This is a genomic window from Caenimonas terrae (assembly GCF_042655405.1).
Classification (GTDB): domain Bacteria; phylum Pseudomonadota; class Gammaproteobacteria; order Burkholderiales; family Burkholderiaceae_C; genus Ramlibacter; species Ramlibacter terrae_A.
In genome coordinates, this window is the sequence record NZ_JBHSMF010000009.1 from 181911 (window position 1) to 200749 (window position 18839).

General features: G+C 69.9%; 16 protein-coding genes. 12 read left to right on the forward strand and 4 right to left on the reverse strand.

Annotated features, from left to right (window positions below; all coding sequences use genetic code 11):
* Nucleotides 1-106: 106 nt before the first annotated feature.
* Nucleotides 107-2938: a phosphoenolpyruvate carboxylase gene (gene ppc / locus ACFPOE_RS14530; protein ID WP_376850841.1), complete on the reverse strand. Its 2832-nt coding sequence runs from the start codon at nucleotides 2936-2938 to the stop codon at nucleotides 107-109.
* Between the two features lie 86 nt (nucleotides 2939-3024).
* On the opposite strand from ppc, the gene hemC reads away from it, so the two are divergent.
* From hemC to ACFPOE_RS14550, 4 genes are all read left to right on the forward strand, one after another.
* Nucleotides 3025-3927: a hydroxymethylbilane synthase gene (gene hemC, locus ACFPOE_RS14535; protein WP_376850842.1), complete on the forward strand. Its 903-nt coding sequence runs from the start codon at nucleotides 3025-3027 to the stop codon at nucleotides 3925-3927.
* A gap of 174 nt (nucleotides 3928-4101) precedes the next feature.
* Entirely contained in the window at nucleotides 4102-4875 is a 774-nt protein-coding gene (locus ACFPOE_RS14540; protein ID WP_376850843.1) for a uroporphyrinogen-III synthase, read from the forward strand.
* Nucleotides 4872-5936 (forward strand): uroporphyrinogen-III C-methyltransferase, encoded by a 1065-nt coding sequence (locus tag ACFPOE_RS14545; protein ID WP_376850844.1) that lies wholly within the window; start codon nucleotides 4872-4874, stop codon nucleotides 5934-5936. Before ACFPOE_RS14540 ends, ACFPOE_RS14545 begins: the two co-directional genes overlap by 4 nt.
* Before the next feature lie 9 nt (nucleotides 5937-5945).
* Nucleotides 5946-7199 (forward strand): heme biosynthesis protein HemY, encoded by a 1254-nt coding sequence (locus ACFPOE_RS14550; protein ID WP_376850845.1) that lies wholly within the window; start codon nucleotides 5946-5948, stop codon nucleotides 7197-7199.
* A gap of 146 nt (nucleotides 7200-7345) precedes the next feature.
* Here the strand turns inward: ACFPOE_RS14550 and ACFPOE_RS14555 are convergent, their stop codons facing one another.
* On the reverse strand, nucleotides 7346-10663 hold the full coding sequence (locus ACFPOE_RS14555; RefSeq protein WP_376850846.1) for an Rne/Rng family ribonuclease: 3318 nt from the start codon (nucleotides 10661-10663) through the stop codon (nucleotides 7346-7348).
* A gap of 521 nt (nucleotides 10664-11184) precedes the next feature.
* Here ACFPOE_RS14555 and ACFPOE_RS14560 point away from each other — a divergent pair.
* The 4 genes from ACFPOE_RS14560 to ACFPOE_RS14575 all read left to right on the forward strand — a co-directional run bounded on the left by ACFPOE_RS14560 (nucleotide 11185) and on the right by ACFPOE_RS14575 (nucleotide 14286).
* Nucleotides 11185-12174 carry an RluA family pseudouridine synthase gene (locus ACFPOE_RS14560; protein WP_376850847.1) on the forward strand — a complete coding sequence of 330 codons (990 nt, stop codon included), beginning with the start codon at nucleotides 11185-11187 and terminating at the stop codon, nucleotides 12172-12174.
* The gene (locus tag ACFPOE_RS14565) at nucleotides 12146-12814 is read left to right on the forward strand and encodes an HAD family hydrolase (protein ID WP_376850848.1); all 669 of its coding nucleotides are present in this window, start codon (nucleotides 12146-12148) and stop codon (nucleotides 12812-12814) included. The genes ACFPOE_RS14560 and ACFPOE_RS14565 overlap by 29 nt, the downstream gene beginning before the upstream one ends.
* Complete coding sequence (locus ACFPOE_RS14570; protein WP_376850849.1) at nucleotides 12814-13179, forward strand: Rieske (2Fe-2S) protein; 366 nt, start codon at nucleotides 12814-12816, stop codon at nucleotides 13177-13179. The genes ACFPOE_RS14565 and ACFPOE_RS14570 overlap by 1 nt, the downstream gene beginning before the upstream one ends.
* Nucleotides 13180-13260: 81 nt before the next feature.
* Nucleotides 13261-14286 carry a S49 family peptidase gene (locus tag ACFPOE_RS14575; protein ID WP_376850850.1) on the forward strand — a complete coding sequence of 342 codons (1026 nt, stop codon included), beginning with the start codon at nucleotides 13261-13263 and terminating at the stop codon, nucleotides 14284-14286.
* Between the two features lie 117 nt (nucleotides 14287-14403).
* Here ACFPOE_RS14575 and ACFPOE_RS14580 read toward each other — a convergent pair whose 3' ends face one another.
* Together ACFPOE_RS14580 and ACFPOE_RS14585 are read right to left on the reverse strand one after the other, a co-directional pair.
* A complete protein-coding gene (locus tag ACFPOE_RS14580; protein ID WP_376850851.1) occupies nucleotides 14404-15165 on the reverse strand; it encodes an SAM-dependent methyltransferase in 762 nt (253 codons plus the stop codon).
* The gene (locus ACFPOE_RS14585) at nucleotides 15162-15779 is read right to left on the reverse strand and encodes a Maf family nucleotide pyrophosphatase (protein ID WP_376850852.1); all 618 of its coding nucleotides are present in this window, start codon (nucleotides 15777-15779) and stop codon (nucleotides 15162-15164) included. Before ACFPOE_RS14585 ends, ACFPOE_RS14580 begins: the two co-directional genes overlap by 4 nt.
* Before the next feature lie 25 nt (nucleotides 15780-15804).
* Here ACFPOE_RS14585 and ACFPOE_RS14590 point away from each other — a divergent pair, with 25 nt between their 5' ends.
* From ACFPOE_RS14590 to ACFPOE_RS14605, 4 genes are all read left to right on the forward strand, one after another.
* Nucleotides 15805-16353: a YceD family protein gene (locus tag ACFPOE_RS14590; protein ID WP_376850853.1), complete on the forward strand. Its 549-nt coding sequence runs from the start codon at nucleotides 15805-15807 to the stop codon at nucleotides 16351-16353.
* Between the two features lie 150 nt (nucleotides 16354-16503).
* Nucleotides 16504-16686: a 50S ribosomal protein L32 gene (gene rpmF, locus ACFPOE_RS14595; RefSeq protein ID WP_153585002.1), complete on the forward strand. Its 183-nt coding sequence runs from the start codon at nucleotides 16504-16506 to the stop codon at nucleotides 16684-16686.
* A 110-nt stretch (nucleotides 16687-16796) separates the two neighbouring features.
* Entirely contained in the window at nucleotides 16797-17849 is a 1053-nt protein-coding gene (plsX, locus tag ACFPOE_RS14600) for a phosphate acyltransferase PlsX (RefSeq protein ID WP_376850854.1), read from the forward strand.
* 3 nt (nucleotides 17850-17852) lie between these two features.
* Complete coding sequence (locus tag ACFPOE_RS14605) at nucleotides 17853-18830, forward strand: beta-ketoacyl-ACP synthase III (RefSeq protein WP_376850855.1); 978 nt, start codon at nucleotides 17853-17855, stop codon at nucleotides 18828-18830.
* Nucleotides 18831-18839 lie beyond the last annotated feature (9 nt).

Here is an 18839-nt window from a genome sequence, read left to right on the forward strand (position 1 = left end):
GCGGCCTGTCTTGTCCAAAGGCGATCAGCCGATGGTACGCAGAATCCGGGAAAACGCTGTCGGACAAGACGAGCGCCGGCGTAGGACCTCTCCCACGCCGGCTGCCTCAGCCGGTGTTGCGCAATCCGGCCGCGATGCCGTTGATGGAGATGTGGATGCCGCGCTGGGCCCGCTCGTCGATCTGGCCGGCGCGGTGCCTTCGCACCAGCTCGACCTGCAGGTGGTGCAGCGGGTCGATGTACGGAAAGCGGTGCTTGATCGAGCGCTGCAGGCCCGGATTGCCGGCCAGCCGCTGCTTGTTGCCCGTGATCAGCTGCAAGGCCTGGGCGGTGCGGTGCCACTCGGCCTCGATCAGGGCGAAGATGCGCTTGCGCAGGCGAACGTCGGTGACCAGGCCGGCGTAGCGCGAGGCCAGCGCCAGGTCGCTCTTGGCCAGCACCATGTCCATGTTCGACAGCAGCGTGCGAAAGAAGGGCCACTGCTTTTCCATCTTCTGCAGCAGCGCCAGCTGCTCCTTGTCCACCGTTCGGGCGGAGCCGGTCGAAACCCCGGCGGCGAGGAACTCCTGCACCGCGGTGCCGAAGCCGTACCAGCCCGGCAGCGTCAGGCGGCACTGGCCCCAGCTGAAGCTCCACGGGATCGCGCGCAGGTCCTCGATGCGCTGCGAGGGCTTGCGGGACGCGGGGCGCGAGCCGATGTTCAGTTCGGCGATCTCGCGGATCGGCGTCGAGCTGAAGAAGTACTCGGTGAAGCCGGGCGTTTCGTAGACCAGCGCGCGGTAGGCCTTCATGCTGGCCTGCGACAGGCTCTCGGCCGCCTGCAGGAAGGCCGGCGGCGCGGTCTTGGTCGGCTGCAGCAGCGTCGCCTCCAGCGTCGCCGCCACCAGCGTCTCCAGGTTGCGCCGGCCGATCTCGGGATTGGCGTACTTGGAGCCGATCACTTCGCCCTGCTCCGTCAGGCGCAGCTGGCCGCGCACGGTGCCGGGCGGCTGCGCCAGGATCGCTTCGTAGCTGGGGCCGCCGCCGCGCCCGACGGTGCCGCCGCGGCCATGGAACATCCGCAGCTGGATGTTGTGCGAGTTGGCCAGCTGGTCGAACAGCTGGACCAGTGCGATCTCGGCGCGGTACAGCTCCCAGTTGCTGGTGAAGATGCCGCCGTCCTTGTTGCTGTCGCTGTAGCCCAGCATGATGTCCTGCTCGGCACCCGAGCGCTGCACCATCCTCGCGATGCCGGGCAGGGCGTAGAACTCGCGCATGATCGGCGCGGCGTTGCGCAGGTCCTCGATGGTCTCGAACAGCGGCACCACGATGAGATCGTTTTTGGCCTGCGCGTCGAGCGTGCCGTGCAGCAGGCCCACTTCCTTTTGCAGCAGCAGCACCTCGAGCAGGTCGCTCACGCTCTCGGTGTGGCTGATGATGTAGTGGCGGATCGCCTGCGGGCCGAACTGCTCGCGCATGCGCCTGGCCATCTCGAAGATCGCCAGTTCCTTGTCGCTGTGCTGCGAATAGTCGGCGCCGACCACCCGCAGCGGCCGCGCGTCGGCCAGCAGCCGCAGCAGCAGCGCCCGCTTGTCCTCTTCGGACAGCCTGGCGTAATGCGCCTCGACCCGCGCCGTCGCCAGCAGCTCCGCCACCACCAGTTCGTGCTGATCCGAGCTTTGCCGCAGGTCCACGGTCGCCAGGTGGAAGCCGAACACTTGCACCGCCCGCACCAGCGGATGGAGCCGCTGGGCAACGAGAGCCTGGGCGTGGTGCGCCAGCAGCGAGGCCTGGATGGTGCGCAGGTCGGCCAGGAAGTCCTCGGCCCGCGGATAGGGGTTCTGCGGCGCCACCGCATGGCGGGCCGCCTCGCCGCCGGTCAACTCCCTGAGCGTGGCGGCCAGCCGCGAGTAGATGCCGGTCAGCGCGCGCCGGTACGGTTCGTCCTGCCGGTGTTCGTTGCGGTCGGGCGAGCGCTCGGCCAGCGCCTGCATGTCGGGGGTGACGTCCACCAGCATCGCCGACAGCGACAGCTCGCCGCCGAGAAAGTGCACCTCGGTCAGGTAATGGCGCAGCGCCACTTCCGATTGCCGGCGCAGCGCGTATTCGAGGGTCTGGGCGCTGACGTTGGGGTTGCCGTCGCGGTCGCCGCCGATCCACTGGCCCATGCGCAGGAAGCTGGCCACCGGCTGGTTGCCCAGCTCGCGCTCCAGGTCGGCGTAGATCTTCGGGATCTCGCGCAGGAAGGTCGACTCGTAGTAGCTCAGCGCATTCTCGATCTCGTCGGCCACCGTCAGCTTGGTGAAGCGCAACAGGCGCGTCTGCCACAGCTGCATCACGCGGGCGCGCAGCTGCACCTCGTTGGCCGCCAGTTCGCGCGGCGCCAGCGCGTCCCTGGGCAGCGCGTGCGACTTGATCTCGTCGCGCGCCACCAGCAGGTTGGCGATGTCGCGCTCGGCGTCCAGGATGCTCTTGCGCTGGACCTCGGTGGGATGGGCGGTGAGCACCGGCGACAGGTGCGCGTGCGCCAGCATCTGCGAGATCGCGCGCGGCGCGATGCCGGCCCAGCGCAGCCGGGCCAGCGCCACTTCGATGCTGCCTTCCTGGGTCTCGCCGGCGCGTTCGTGGATGGCGCGGCGCCGGATGTGGTGCCGGTCCTCGGCCAGGTTGGCCAGGTGGCTGAAATAGGTGAAGGCGCGGATCACGCTGACGGTCTGCTCGCCCGAGAGCGACTTCAGCAGCTTCTTGAGCGCCTGGTCGGCGTCCGGATCGGCGTCGCGCCGGAACGCCACCGACAGCTTGCGGATGCGCTCGACCAGCTCGTAGGCGTCGACGCCTTCCTGGTCGCGGATCACGTCGCCCAGGATGCGGCCCAGCAGCCGGATGTCCTCGACCAGCGGGCGTTCGTTGTCGCGGGCCCGGCGCGTCGGCGTCGGGGAGTCCGTCGTGGGTTGCGGCATCGGTGGGTTCCTCGGGCAGCGCTCGAAATGGCAGGCGAGGCCCATGCTAGCATCGGCTTCCCCCACTGAATCGACCGCAGGCCCACGTGCGCAACCTCGTCATCGCCACCCGTGAAAGCCGCCTTGCGCTCTGGCAGGCGGAGCACGTGAAGGCGCTGCTCGAACAGGCCGGGCATGGCGTTTCCCTGCTGGGGATGACCACCCGGGGCGACCAGATCCTGGACCGCACGCTGAGCAAGGTCGGCGGCAAGGGCCTGTTCGTCAAGGAGCTGGAGACGGCGCTGGAGGAGGGCCGCGCCGACCTGGCCGTGCACTCGCTCAAGGACGTGCCGATGGACCTGCCCGAGGGCTTCGCGCTGGCCTGCGTGATGGAGCGCGAAGACCCGCGCGACGCCCTCGTCTCGCCGAAGTACGCGACGCTGGCCGAGCTGCCGCAGGGCGCGCTGGTCGGCACCTCCAGCCTGCGCCGCGTCGTGCTGCTGCGCGCGCTGCGGCCGGACCTGAAGATCGAGCCGCTGCGCGGCAACCTCGACACCCGCCTGCGCAAGCTCGACGAAGGCCAGTACGACGCGATCGTGCTGGCGGCGGCGGGCCTGAAGCGGCTGGGCCTGTCGCAGCGGATCCGCCAGACCTTCGAGCCGGCGCAGATGCTGCCGTCGGCCGGGCAGGGCGCGCTGGCGATCGAAGTGCGCAGCGCGCGCGCCGACCTGATGGAACTGCTGGCCCCGCTGGCCGACCAGCGCACCTGGATGGCGGTGGCGGCGGAGCGCGCGGTCAGCCGCGCGATGGGTGGCAGCTGCTCGATGCCGCTGGCCGCGCACGCAAGTTTCTCCGGCGAATACCTGCAACTGTCGGCGGCCTGGGGCGATCCGGATGCCGGCGGCCCGCTGGTGCGCGCGATGGACGCCGCTGCCGTGGCGGACCTGGAGCAGGCGGCGGCGCTCGGCACCGGGGTTGCCGCGCAATTGCGCGCCAGTGGCGCCCGCTGATATGGTCCCCGCTGATATGGCCCCCACGCTTGTCACTTCGCGAACTGCGCTGGACGTGCCGCCGCCGCAAGCAGCGGCTCTTCGCCCCGTCCGAGACTGCGCAGGCAGTCTCGGAGCCGCGGGACTCAGCCCCGCGGGGGCTTCAGTGCCCTTGGGGCGGCCCGGCGGGCTCTGATGCGCGTGCTCGTCACGCGGCCGGCGCGCGAAGCGCAGCGCTGGGTCCACGAACTGCGCCTGCTTGGCGTGGATGCGGCGGCGCTGCCGCTGATCGAGATCGCCCAGCCGCCCGACGAGGACCTGGTGCGGCGCGAGTGGGCCAGGCTGGACCGCTACCAGGCCGTGATGTTCGTCAGCGGCAACGCGGTCGAGCGCTTCTTCGCCTTGCGGCCGCCTTCGCTGCCGGCCTGGCCGCGGGCCGACGCCCGGGCCTGGGCACCCGGGCCGGGCACGCGCGACGCGCTGGTGCGCGCCGGCCTGCCTCTGGCGGCCGTCGACCAGCCGGATGCGAAGGCGACACAGTTCGACTCGCAGGCGCTGTGGGAACAGGTCAAGGCACAGGCGGTGCCCGGGTGCCGCGTGCTGGTGGTGCGCGGCGGCGATGCGGCCGGACAAGGCAGCGGCCGCGACTGGCTGGCGCGCCAGCTGGCCAAGCGCGGGGTCGAGGTCGACACCGTGGTCGCCTACAGCCGGCGGGCTGCGCACCTGACGCCGGCACAGCGCGAGCTGGCGCAGGCGGCTGCCGCCGACGGTTCGGTCTGGCTGTTCAGCAGCTCCGAGGCGATCGGCCACCTGCGCGCCGAACTCTCCGCGCAGGGCTGGGGCGGCGCTCGCGCGATCGCGACCCATCCGCGCATCGGGCAGGCCGCGACCGACGCCGGTTTCGGTGTTGTGCGCCTGTCACGGCCCACGCTGGCCGAGGTGGTCGCGTCGATAGAATCGATCCGATGAGTTCCGAGCCCGTCAGCACGCCGGTGGTGGAAGCCGTTCCGGCCGTCGCCGGCACGCCCGTCACCTGGACGCCGCCGCGCGGCATCACGCTGCCGCGGCCGGTGCTGTTCGTGCTGGTGCTGCTGACCGGGCTGGCGCTGCTGCTGAGCGCGATGCTGTGGCAGCGCCTGAGTTCCATCCAGGAGCAGCTGGCGCGCCAGAGCGCCGATTCCGGCAGCCAGGCGGTGGAGGCGCGCACGCTGGCGCGGCAGGCGCAGGACCTGGCGCGTGACACTGCGGCGCGCCAGGCGGTGATGGAGTCGAGGCTGTCGGAAGTGGCGATGCAGCGCACCCAGCTCGAGGAGCTGATGCAGAGCCTGTCGCGGTCGCGCGACGAGAACCTGGTGGTGGACATCGAGTCCGGGCTGCGGCTGTCGCAGCAGCAGGCGCAGCTGTCCGGCAGCGTCGAACCCCTGCTGGCCGCGCTGCGCACGGCCGACCAGCGGCTGGCGCGGGCCGCGCAGCCGCGGCTGTCGCGCCTGCGCGCTGCCATCGCACGCGACATCGACCGCCTCACGTCGGCCCGCGTCACCGACCTGCCGGGCCTGATGACGCGGCTGGACGAACTGGCGCGCGTGGTCGACGACCTGCCGCTGGCCAACGCGGTCGCCAGCAGCCGGCCGGCCGGCGACATCAAGGAGCAACTGCCGCCCGGCGCCACCTGGCTGCAGCGCAGCATGGCGGTGCTGCACGAAGAGACGCGGGCGCTGCTGCGCGTCAGCCGGATCGACCAGCCAGAGGCCGTGCTGCTGGCGCCGGAGCAGGGCTTCTTCCTGCGCGAGAACCTCAAGCTCAAGCTGCTCAACGCGCGGCTGGCGCTGTTGTCGCGGCAGACCGAATCGGCGCGGGCCGACGTGGCCGCGGCGGCGGCGGCGCTGAATCGCTATTTCGATCCCGCCTCGCGCAAGACCCAGGCCGCCGCCGGCCAGTTGCAGCAGATCCAGGCCCAGATGCGCAGCGTGGAACTGCCGCGGCTGGACGGCACCATGGCGGCGCTCGCCACCGCGGCGGCGGGGCGCTGAGGCGGCCGTATGCGAGCGGCACTCTGGCTCCTGGCCCTGTTCGGCGTCGCGGTGGCGATCGCCCTGTTCGCCGGCAACAACCAGGGCACCGTGACGGTGTTCTGGCCGCCGTACCGGGTCGACCTGTCGCTCAACCTGGTGCTGCTGCTGTTGTTCGCGGCCTTCGTGTTCCTGCACGCCGCGCTCGGCGCCCTGGCGGCGCTGTTCGACCTGCCGCGGCAGGCGCTGCGCTGGCGCGCGCAGCAGAAGGAGCGGGCCATCTTCGGCTCGCTGCTCGACTCGATCTCGCACCTGACGGCGGGCCGCTTCATCCGCGCCCGCAAGTCGGCCGAGGTGGCGCTGGCCCAGGAAAAGTCGCTGGCCGGCAGCGGCGACAAGCTGGCCAACGCGCCGCAGGTGCGCACCCTGGCGCACCTGCTGGCCGCCGAAAGCGCGCAGGCGCTGCAGGACCGGCCGGCGCGCCAGGAACACTTGCAGCAGGCGCTGGAACAATCGTCGGCGCGCGACGCGCAGGAGACCCACGAAGGGGCCTTGCTGCGGGCGGCCCGCTGGGCGCTGGACGACCGCGATCCGCAGGCGGCGATCGGCTGGCTCAAGGAATTGCCGCAAGGCGTGGCCCGTCGCACCGTCGCACTGCGGATGAAGCTCAAGGCCGCGCGGCTGGCCGGCCAGACCGGCGATGCGCTGGAAACCGCACGGCTGCTGGCCAAGCATCGTGCCTTTTCGCCGGCCGCCGCCGAGAGCATCGTGCGCGGCCTGGCGATCGATCTGCTCAATAGCGCGCACGATCCGGCGCAACTGCAGCGGGTCTGGACCGCGCTGGAGGCGGCCGAGCGGGCCATGGCCGAACTGGCGGTGCATGCTGCGCAGCGCCTGACCACGCTGGGCGGCGACGCCGTGCTGGCGCGCGAATGGCTGCTGCCGGTGTGGGAGCGCCAGGGGACGCTCGGGCCCGGCCTGAAGGTCAAGCTGGTCGCCGCGTTGGAGGATGGCCTGGACACGCTGGACCCCGCGTGGCTGGCGCGGATCGAATCGGCGCAGCGCGCCAACCCGCGCGACGCCACGCTGCAGTACCTCGCCGGCATGGCGTGCATGAAGCGCCAGCTCTGGGGCAAGGCGCAGCAGCTGCTGATGCAGGCCGCCATGGGCCTGCAGGACGTCCGGCTGCACCGCAAGGCCTGGCGCGCGCTGGCGCGGCTGGCCGAGGAGCGGGGCGACGCCGAGGCCGCGCAGCTGGCGTACCAGCGCGCCGCTGACGAATAGCCGGCGAACGTCATGCCGGCCACGGGCCGGCGTCCATACGCCACGCAAGAAAAAACCGCCGATCAGAGCGCAGGCATGGCCTCCTCCTGATCGACGGTTTGCTTCGTCGCGTCTGGGTCCCGGCCCGAAGGCCGGGATGACGGTTCTTACTGCTGCGGCGGGGTGCCCGGTTGCTGCTCGAACGGCAGCTTCAGCTCGCGCAGGTCGCGCTTGGTTTCCACCAGCACCAGCGGGCCCTCGTCCGCCACCGCGACCGGCGCGCGCTCGCGCGGGATGTGGATCGGCTTGGGCTCGGCGGCAATCGCGGCCTGCACTGCCGCGATCTTCTCGGCGTCGGAGTTGACCCATTGCAGGCCGGAGCCCTGGGCCACCTGCGCCAGCTCGCCGACCGGCAGCTCGAAGCGCTGCACGCGCGGCAGGCCGGCTGCGGCCACCGCCGGCTCCATGCGGGGCGCTTCGGCGCGCGGCGCCTGGGCCTCACGCACCGGTTCCGGCCTGGCGGCCGGCTCGAAGCGCGGTGCCTGCTCCTGGCGCGGTGCCTGCTCCTGACGCGGTGCCTGCTCCTGACGCGGTGCCTGCTCCTGGCGCGGTGCCTGTTCCTGGCGCGGTGCCTGTTCCTGGCGCGGGGCGGCGGGTTGCGCTTCCTCGCGGCGCGCAGCCTCGGCTTGCGCCATGCCGTTGCCGTTGGCATCCTGGCTGGCGAAGCCGGTCGCGTAGCGCTGGCCAACCGGCGGCTGGGCCATCGGCTGCTGCGGTGCCGCCACCGGAATGGCGGACTCGCTCATCGGCTGGGTGTCGCTGAAGCCGTCCTCGCGGGCCGGACGATCGCCACGCTCGCCGCGGCGATCGCGATCGCGACCGCCACGCTCGCGCGAGCGGCCACGGCGCGGCTCTTCGCCATCGGCCTGCGGACGCTGGCCGTCACCATGGGTGTGCGATTCCAGCACCGCGTTGGCGGCGACCGGCTCGGGCGAGCCGGCCTCGGCGAGGTCGCCGACGGAACCGGCGGCACCTGCCAGTGCATGCGCTTCCACGCCCGCTTCGGCCGGCTGGCCGCCTTCGGGGCGCGGGCCACGGTCGGTGCGGGGGCCGCGATCGCCGCGCTCGCGCCGGCCTTCGCCGCCACGCTCGCCGCGGTCACGCCGGCCTTCGCCGCGCGGGCCGCGCTCCTGGCGCTGCGCCTGCTCGCCTTCGGTGGCGGCATGGGATGGCGTGCCCGGGATGCCGATCTCCGGCGACTCCATCGGCGGGCGGCCTTCCTGGTCGCGGCGCGGACCGCGGCCTTCGCCGCGCGGTTCGCGCGGCTCACGCGATTCACGCGGCTCGCGGGCCTCGCGCGGCTCGCGCTGTTCGCGGCCCTCGCCGCCACGGTCGGCACGCGGCTCACGCGCTTCGCGGTTGTCGCGGCCTCGGCCTTCGCCGCCGCGTCCCTCGCCGCGGGCCTGGCCCTCGACGCCTTCGGCGCGCATCGGCTCGCGGCCCTCGCCCTGGCGCTGCTCGCCGCCACGGCCACCACGGCCGCCGCGCCGGCCGTCACCGCGGCCTTCGCCCCGGCGGCCGTCGCGGCGTTGCTCGCCATCGCGGCGCGGCTCGCCGTCACGGCGCGCTTCGCCGTCGCGGCCACCGCGGGCGCCTTCGCGCTTTTCTTCCTTCTTCGGCTCGACCACCGCAATCGGCTTGCCAGCCGGTGCCGGCGGCGCGCCGAACAGGCCCTTGAGCCATCCCATGAAGCCGGTCTCGGCCGGCGCCGGTGCTGCCACCGGGGCGGGCGCAGGCGCCGGTGCGCGCACCGGCGCCTTGGCGGCCACCGGTTCGACCGGCCTGGCGACCGGTTCCGGACGCGGCACGGCGATCGGTGCGGGCGCGTCGGGCAGCACGCCCTTGATGATCGGCTCCTGCTTGTTCTGGCGTTCCTGCGAGCGGCGCGTCACCGTCGTCGGATCTTCGATCTCTTCGGCCATGTGGTAGCTGGCGACGACGTTGTCCAGGCGCGGGTCGTCGTGCTTCAGGCGCTCGAGCCGGTAGTTGGGCGTCTCCAGCGTCTTGTTGGGAACCATCAGCACGTTGATGCGCTGCTTGAGCTCGATCTTGGCGATCTCGGCGCGCTTTTCATTCAGCAGGAACGAAGCGACTTCCACCGGCACCTGGCACAGCACCGAGGCCGTGCTGTCCTTCATCGACTCTTCCTGGATGATGCGCAGGATCTGCAGCGCGGAGCTTTCCGTGTCGCGGATGTGGCCGTGGCCGCCGCAGCGCGGGCAGGGGATGGACGCGCCTTCGGACAGGGCCGGGCGCAGGCGCTGGCGGCTCATTTCCATCAGGCCGAACTTGCTGATGGTGCCGAACTGCACGCGGGCGCGGTCTTGCCGCAGGGCGTCGCGCAGGCGGTTTTCAACTTCGCGGCGGTTCTTCGACTCTTCCATGTCGATGAAGTCGATCACGATCAGGCCGCCCAGGTCGCGCAGCCGCATCTGGCGCGCCACTTCGTCGGCTGCTTCCAGGTTGGTGCGGGTGGCCGTTTCCTCGATGTCGCCGCCCTTGATGGCGCGGGCCGAGTTGACGTCGATCGAGACCAGCGCCTCGGTGTGGTCGATCACGACCACGCCGCCGGACGGCAGCTTCACTTCGCGGGCATAGGCCGATTCGATCTGGTGCTCGATCTGGAAGCGCGAGAACAGCGGGGCGTCGTCGCGGTAGCGCTTCACGCGGGCCGCATGCTCGGGCATCACGTGCGCCATGAACTGCTGCGCCTGGTCGTACACGTCGTCGGTGTCGATCAGGATGTCGCCGATGTCGTGGTTGAAGTAGTCGCGGATCGCGCGGATCACCAGCGACGATTCCTGGTAGATCAGGAACGCGCCCTTGCCGCCCTTGGCGGCGCCGTCGATGGCGTTCCAGAGCTTGAGCAGGTAGTTCAGGTCCCACTGCAGCTCGGGCGCGCTGCGGCCGATGCCGGCGGTGCGGGCGATGATGGACATCCCGTTGGGATATTCCAGCTGGTCCATGTTCTCCTTGAGCTCGGCCCGGTCGTCGCCCTCGATCCGGCGGCTGACGCCGCCGCCGCGCGGGTTGTTGGGCATCAGCACCACGTAGCGGCCGGCCAGCGAGACGAAGGTGGTCAGGGCGGCGCCCTTGTTGCCGCGCTCTTCCTTTTCGACCTGGACCAGCAACTCCTGGCCTTCCTTGATCACGTCGCTGATGCGGGCCTGCGAGACCGAGACACCGGGCGTGAAGTAGCTCTTGGAGATTTCCTTGAACGGCAGGAAGCCGTGCCGGTCTTCGCCGTAGTCGACGAAGCAGGCTTCGAGCGAGGGCTCGACCCGGGTGACAACCGCCTTGTAGATGTTGCCCTTGCGCTGTTCGCGCCCTTCGATCTCGATTTCGTAGTCGAGGAGTTTTTGTCCATCGACGATTGCCAGCCGGCGTTCTTCCGCCTGCGTGGCATTGATCAGCATCCGCTTCATAGCGTCACCTCATTCTTTGTCAAACATCAACCTACAGACCCGTAGCGGGTCAACGATGCCTGGCAGACGCTTCGAAACGATGGAATTGGCGTGGCGCGACGCGAGCCGAGAGTTATCTCAGCAGGCGAAGCGGGGGCGCGTGGATGGTGGCGAAGAACGGGCCGCCGGGACGGCGGCGCTGGCGCGCTGCAGGGACTGCAGCAGCTTGCACCCGCGGGGAGCGGGCTGGCGGCGATTCCATGCCCTCGGCGGGGGCCTTAAGCCACCGCCAGAAGTTCAGGAGGAGTGCCATCAACACAGGGGTTCTCGCTTGATCCGCTGCCAGCGGGGAAAGCTGGCAGCTTGGTATTCCGTATCAGTGTTTCAAAGTATCGGCGGCTCCGGCGGCGGGGGCGGGCCATTGCGGCATCCAGCCTGCAATCTGCGCGCATCCTTCGACGGTGGCATCGACCTTCCAGCGCAGCCGGCGGCAGTGTGTGGACTAAACTCCAGACAAATCAACCACTTACAGCGTTACGCTAGTGAAACACATTATAGGGGGCAATGGCCCGCCTGCAACGCCGCAGGTGAAATGGCTGGAAGTTGATGAAGAATCGGCCGGCCAGCGCCTGGACAATTTCCTGATCCGCCACCTGAAGGGCGTGCCCAAAACGCACGTTTACCGGATTATCCGCAGCGGCGAAGTGCGGGTGAACAAGGGCCGGGCCGCGGCCGATACCCGGATCGAAACCGGCGACAAGGTGCGGCTGCCGCCGGTGCGGATGTCCGACAAGGCGGCCGACAAGCTCGAACATCCGGCGCCGGCGCGCGAATTCCCGATCCTGCTGGAAGACGAGCACCTGATCGCGGTGGACAAGCCGGCCGGCGTCGCGGTCCACGGCGGCAGCGGCGTCAGCTTCGGGGTGATCGAGCAGCTGCGCCAGGCCCGCCCGGCGGCGAAATTCCTGGAACTGGTGCACCGGCTGGACCGCGAAACCTCCGGCGTGCTGCTGGTGGCGAAGAAGCGCTCGGCCCTGACCAACCTGCAGGACCAGTTCCGCGAGCGGGAAACCGGCAAGACCTACCTGGCCCTGGTCAACGGCGCCTGGCCGGCCAGCAACAAGGTGATCGACGTTCCGCTGCACAAGTACCTGCAGGCCGACGGCGAGCGCCGGGTCAAGGTGGTGGGCAAGGACGACCCGGACGGCATGCGCTCCATCACCCTGGTGAAGGTGGCGCAGCGGCTGGCGGGCTTCACCCTGCTGGAGGTGACCATCAAGACCGGCCGCACCCACCAGATCCGCGTCCACCTGGCCTCGCAGGGCCACCCGATCGCCGGCGACGACAAGTACGGCGACTTCGACCTCAACCGGGCGCTGCAGAAGCAGGGCCTCAAGCGGATGTTCCTGCACGCCTGGCGATTACAGTTCAACCATCCGGCCAGCGGCGAGCGCATCGAACTGATGGCGCCGCTGCCGCCGGAACTCAAGAGATTTGCCGACCATGCCCCAGCAGCGCCCGCGCCGGTTTGACCTGATCGCCTTCGACTGGGACGGAACGCTGTTCGATTCCACCCAGATCATCGTGCGCTGCATCCAGCGCGCGGTGGCAGACGTGGGCGGCGCCGCGCCCTCGGACAAGGCCGCGGCGTACGTGATCGGCATGGGGCTGATGGAGGCGCTGGCCCATGCGGCGCCGGACGTGCCCCCCTCGAAATATCCCGAGCTGGGTCGGCGCTACCGCGTCCACTACAACTCCCACCAGAACGACCTGGCGCTGTTCGACGGCGTGCTGGCGCTGCTGGCGGACCTGAAGGAGCGCCAGCACGTGCTGGCGGTGGCCACCGGCAAGTCGCGCCGCGGCCTGGACGACGCGCTGCGGACGGTGGAACTGCGCAGCGTGTTCGACGGTTCGCGCACCGCCGACGAAACGGCGGGCAAGCCCGACCCCTTGATGCTGCGCGAGCTGATGGCCGAGTTCGGCTGCGAGCCCGCGCGCACCCTGATGATCGGCGACACCACGCACGACCTGCAGATGGCGTGCAACGCCGGCTGCCCCAGCGTCGGCGTCAGCTACGGCGCCCACGAGCCCGATGCATTCCACGCGCTCGGGCCGATGTTCATCGCCCACTCGGTGCCGCAGCTGCACCACTGGCTGCTGGACCACGCCTGATGGACGCGCAGGTGCCGCTGTGCAACTCCGCGGACCTCGTCGACAGCGGCGAGGCCGTTCCGTTCGACGTGGTGTACGGCGGCCAGACCTGCCGCGCCTTCGCGATCCGCTTCGACGGCCAGGTCCATGCCTACCTCAATCGCTGCGCCCACGTCGCCATGGAGATGGACTGGCAGCCGAACCGCTTCTTCGACGACAGCGGCCGCTGGCTGCTCTGCTCCACCCACGGGGCCGTCTATCGGCCGGACACCGGCGCCTGCGCCGGCGGGCCGTGCCGCGGGGGGCTGGTGGCAATCGCCCTGACGGAGCGCGATGGCGTGGTGCACTGGCATACTGCCCACAACCTCCACCCTCTCGAGTTCTGAAATGACGACCCCCACGCTCTTTTCATTCGCTGCCCCCCGAGGGGGCTTCAGTCTCCTTGAGGCGGCTCGGCGGAGACTGACATGAACGAATCGCCTCCAGGCGCCCCGGACACGACCCCGGGCGAACCGCGCGTCCCCCCGCCTTTCCCCACCGGGCTGTCCGCCCAGCCGCAGCCGCGCGCCGCCGGCTGGGAGCAGGCCACGATGGAACGCCTGATGTTCGCGACCCTGGAGGAGCAGCGGACGGCGCGGCGCTGGCGCAATTTCTTCCGGCTGTCCTGGCTGGCGCTGATCCTGTTCCTGCTGTGGGCGGCGTTCCATCGCGGCTCCCCGGCCGCCGACAAGTCGACGCCGCACACCGCGGTGATCGAGATCAAGGGCGAGATCGCCTCCGGCGCCGATGCCAGCGCCGAATTCATCGTCGCCGCGATGCGCGCCGCGTTCGAGGACGACGGTGCCAAGGCGGTGGTGCTGCTGGTCAACTCGCCCGGCGGCAGCCCGGTGCAGGCCGGCATCGTGTACGACGAGATCAGGCGCCTGAAGGCCAAGTACAAGAAGCCGGTTTACGCGGTGGTGGAGGAGTCGTGCGCCTCGGCCGCTTATTACATTGCGTCGGCCACCGACAAGATCTTCGTCGACAAGGCCAGCATCGTCGGCAGCATCGGCGTGCTGATGGACGGCTTCGGCTTCACCGGCCTGATGGACAAGCTGGGCGTGGAGCGCCGGCTGTTGACCGCCGGCGAGAACAAGGGCTTCCTGGACCCGTTCAGCCCGCAGACCGACAAGCAGCGTGCCTACGCCCAGGCCATGCTGGACCAGATCCACAAGCAGTTCATCGACGCCGTCAAGCTGGGCCGCGGCGCCCGGCTGAAGGAGTCGCCCGAGCTGTTCAGCGGCCTGTTCTGGACCGGCCAGCAGGCGGTGGACATGGGGCTGGCGGACCAGCTGGGCAACCTGGACTTCGTCGCCCGCGAAATCGTCAAGGCCGAGGAACTGGTCGATTACACCCGTCGCGACAACGTCGCCGAGCGGCTGGCCAAGAAGTTCGGCGCAGCCATCGGCGACGGCGCGGTGCACGCGCTCAAGGCGATTCCCAGCCTGCGCTGAGGCCCTGTCCTGAGCTTGTCGAAGGGCCTGTCCTGAGCTTGCCGAAGGCGCTGCCTGAGCCTGCTGAAGGGCCTGTCCTGAGCTTGTCGAAGGGCCTGTCCTGAGCTTGTCGAAGGGCTAGCGCCCGATCAGGAACACGGCCGGCGTGTCGTTGTCCACGGGCGCGGGCTGCTGCTTCCACGCTTTCACCGGCAGGCTGCGGTTGAAAGCCTGCGGCAGCGTCAAGCCGCTGCTGACCGCCAGCCGGGTGTTCTGCTGCAGCACCTGCAGCAGCGCCTGCCACATCGCCGCATTGCGATACGGCGTCTCGATGAACAGCTGGCTCTGGCCGGCCTTGAGCGCCAGTGCTTCCAGCTCCCGGATCCGCTTGCCGCGCTCGGCCGGCTCCTGCGGCAGGTAGCCCACGAAGGCGAAGTTCTGGCCGTTCAGGCCGCTGGCGGCCAACGCCAGCAACAACGAGACCGGGCCAACCAGCGGCACCACCTCGATGCCAAGATCGTGGGCGGCGCGCGCCACCGACGATCCGGGATCGGCGACTGCCGGCATGCCGGCTTCGCTCAGCAGGCCGATGTCGTTGCCGGCCAGGGCAGCGGCCAGCAGGGGTCTGGCATCGAAGGTTCCTGCGTGATCGCCCTTCTTGTGCACTTCGCGCGGCAGCTCGGTGATGCGCAACTCCTGCAGCGGCGCGGCCAGCGGATGCAATTCGTTGACGCGCTTGAGGTAGGCGCGGGCGCTCTTGGCGTTCTCGCAGATCCAGTGGGTCAGCTGCGCAGCCCGCGCCAGCGTCGCGTCGGGCAGCACGTCGCGCAGCGGCGCCTGCACCGCGCAGCCGAAGTCCAGCGGCGCCGGCACCAGGAACAACCGGCCCGGCGCCGTCACAGCAGCTTCACGCCGGCGGCGCGCAGCATCCGGCAGGTGCGGATCAGCGGCAGGCCCACCAGCGCGGTGGGGTCGTCGCTGTCGATTGCGTCGAGCAGGGAGATGCCCAGCCCCTCGCTCTTGGCACTGCCGGCGCAGTCGTAGGGTTGCTCCCGTTCCAGGTAGGCCTCGATCTCGGCGTCGGACAGGTCGCGAAAGCGCACTCGCACCGGGGCCAGCTCCACTTGCTGGAAGCCGGTGTCCTGGCACACAACGGCCACCGCCGTCTGGAACACCACGCTGCGGCCGCGCATGTGCCGCAGCTGCTCGACGGCGCGGTCGTGCGTGCCCGGCTTGCCCAGCGCCAGCCCATCCAGATCGGCAACCTGGTCCGAGCCGATCACCACCGCCGCCGGGAATCGCGCTGCCACCACCTGTGCCTTCGCCAGGGCCAGGCGCAAGGCGAGCTCGCGAGGGTGCTCACCGGCGTTGGGCGTTTCGTCGACGTCGGGCGAGGCGACTTCGAAGCGAAGGTGCAGGCGCTGCAGCAGCTCCCGCCGGTAGCGCGAAGTCGACCCGAGCACGAGCAAACGCTGCGCCGGTTCAGGGGATGGGGAAGGAGCGGCCGCAGACATGCATCGATTCTCTTACACTGGCCGCATGAAAATGGAGTACGACCCGCGGCGCCTGGACGTCAAGGCATTTGCCGAGGCAGCGGCGGAGCTGTCGGGCCAGGAGCGGCTCGGCGACCATTCGCGCCTCATGGCGGAAACGGCCGGCCGCGGGGCGGAGACGCGGCTGTCGTGGTCGGTCACCGGCGAGATGCGCAATCCGGCCCATGTCCATCCCGAAATCTGGCTGCACGTCGAAGCGGACACGGTGCTGTCGCTGACCTGCCAGCGCTGCCTGGCGCCGGTGGACGTGCCGGTGGCCGTGAAGCGGCCGTTCCGCTTCGTCCAGGACGAAGCCAGCGCGATGGCCGAGGACGACCACTCCGAGGAAGACCTGCTGGCATTGAGCCGCAGCTTCGACCTGATCGAACTGGTCGAGGACGAGCTGCTGATGGACCTGCCGGTGGCGCCGCGCCACGAGGTGTGCCCGGTCCCCGTGCAGCTGGCCGTGGAAGACCCGGGTTTCGAGGCCACGCCGGCCCCGCGCGAGAACCCGTTCGCCTTGCTGCAGCGGCTCAAGACCCGCAAAGGCGAGTAAAAACAACAAGTTGGGCTATAATCGTGGGCTTCGCGCCAACGCCTTCCGGCCCAACCGCGTCCCCTCCAATCCATCCACCGGTGGCCGCCCCAGCGGTCGCCCAAAGAGCTGCCCTTGCGGGCGGCGCCACCTCAGTTTTAGGAGCCCGTCATGGCCGTCCAGCAAAACAAGAAATCGCCGTCCAAGCGCGGCATGCACCGTTCGCACAATGCCCTGGTCACTCCCGGCATCGCCGTGGAGCCCACCACCGGCGAAATCCACCTGCGCCACCACATCAGCCCGACCGGCTTCTACCGTGGCCGCAAGGTGCTCAAGACCAAGAACGACGCCTGATTGGCTTCGCCTGCGGCCCGCGCTGCGCAACGCAGGCCGCGGGCCAGTCCTGACGCCGGAGGCCCGAAGCTGGTGGTTGCTGCCATGCGGTTCGCCCTACATTTGAGCCCATGACTACTCTGGCCGTCGATTGCATGGGGGGAGACCACGGCCCCCGCGTCACCCTCGCCGCTTGCCGGCAATTCCTCGAACGTCATCCCGATGCCCGGCTGCTGCTGGTCGGCGCCCCTGAGGCGCTGAAGGCCTTCAGCCACCCGCGTGCCAGCGTGGTGGCCGCGACCGAGGTCGTCACGATGGACGACGCGGTGGAGGTTGCGCTGCGCCGCAAGAAGGATTCGTCGATGCGCGTGGCGCTGCAACTGGTCAAGGACGGCCAGGCGCAGGCCGCAGTTTCTGCGGGCAACACCGGCGCCCTGATGGCCCTGGCGCGCTACCTGCTCAAGACCATCGAAGGCATCGACCGCCCTGCGATCGCGTATCCCATGCCCAACGCCAAGGGCGGCGCCACCACGGTGCTGGATCTAGGCGCCAACGTCGATTGCACCGAACAGCACCTGCTTCAATTCGCCGTCATGGGTTCGGCCCTGGTCTCCGCGCTGAACCACGTGGACCAACCCTCGGTCGGCCTGCTGAACATTGGCGAGGAAGTGATCAAAGGCAGCGATGTGATCAAAAAAGCCGGCGAACTGCTGCGATCGGCTGCCAATTCAGGTGATCTCAATTTCTACGGGAACGTCGAGGGCAACGACATCTTCAAGGGCACCACCGACATCGTCGTGTGCGATGGCTTCGTCGGCAACGTGCTGCTCAAGACCAGCGAGGGCCTGGCGACGATGATCGGCGGCTTCCTGAAGGAAGAGTTCTCGCGCACTCCTTTGACGAAACTTGCCGCGATCGTTGCCTATCCCGTGCTATCTGCATTCAAAAATCGCGTGGACCATCGCCGCTACAACGGTGCGGCGCTGCTTGGCCTGCGCGGGCTGGTGTTCAAGAGCCATGGATCGGCCGACGAGTTCGCCTTCGGCCAGGCGCTTGGCCGCGCGTATGATTCGGCCCGCAACCAGTTGCTGGACCGCGTTCAGGCGCGCATCGCCCACGCCCGGCCACTGCTGATGGGACCGGATGCAGAGGCCCCGGCAGCCGAAACTGTCATCAACGAATAGAACATGAGACGCTTCTCCCGCATCACGGGCACCGGCAGCTACCTGCCGCCGCGCCGCGTCACCAATGCCGACCTGGCGGCCCAACTGGCCGCCAGCGGCGTCGAGACCTCCGACCAGTGGATCGTCGAGCGCACCGGCATCCGGGCCAGGCATTTCGCCGCCGACGGAGTCACCAGCAGCGACCTGGGCGTCGAGGCGGCCAAGCGGGCGCTCGAGTCCGCCGGTGTCGCCGCCGGCGACATCGACCTGATCATCGTCGCCACCTCGACGCCGGACATGGTGTTTCCCTCCGCCGCCTGCATCCTGCAGCACAAGCTGGGCGTGGCCGGTTGCCCGGCCTTCGACGTGCAGGCCGTGTGCAGCGGCTTCGTCTATGCGCTGACGATCGCCGACTCGATGATCAAGACCGGTGCGGCCAGCAAAGCGCTGGTGATCGGCGCCGAAGTGTTTTCGCGCATCCTGGATTTTTCCGATCGCACCACCTGCGTGCTGTTCGGCGACGGTGCCGGCGCCGTGGTGCTGGAGGCGTCGGACACGCCCGGCATCCTGGCCAGCGACCTGCATGCCGACGGCAAGCACGTCGGCATCCTGTGCGTGCCCGGCACCGTGTGCGGCGGCAAGGTGATCGGCGACCCGCTGCTCAAGATGGACGGCCAGGCCGTGTTCAAGCTGGCGGTGGGCGTGCTGGAAGACGCTGCCCGCGCCACGCTGGAAAAGGCCGGCCGCACGGCAGCGGACATCGACTGGCTGATCCCCCACCAGGCCAACCTGCGGATCATGCAGGGCACGGCCAGGAAGCTGAAGCTGCCGGCGGAGAAACTGGTCGTGACCGTCGACGAGCATGGAAACACCTCGGCCGCGTCGATCCCGCTGGCGCTGGACCACGCGGTGCGCAGCGGCAAGGTCAGGCGCGGCGACACCCTGATGCTCGAAGGCGTCGGCGGCGGGTTCACGTGGGGCGCGGTCCTGCTGGATTTCTGAAGCGCGCGA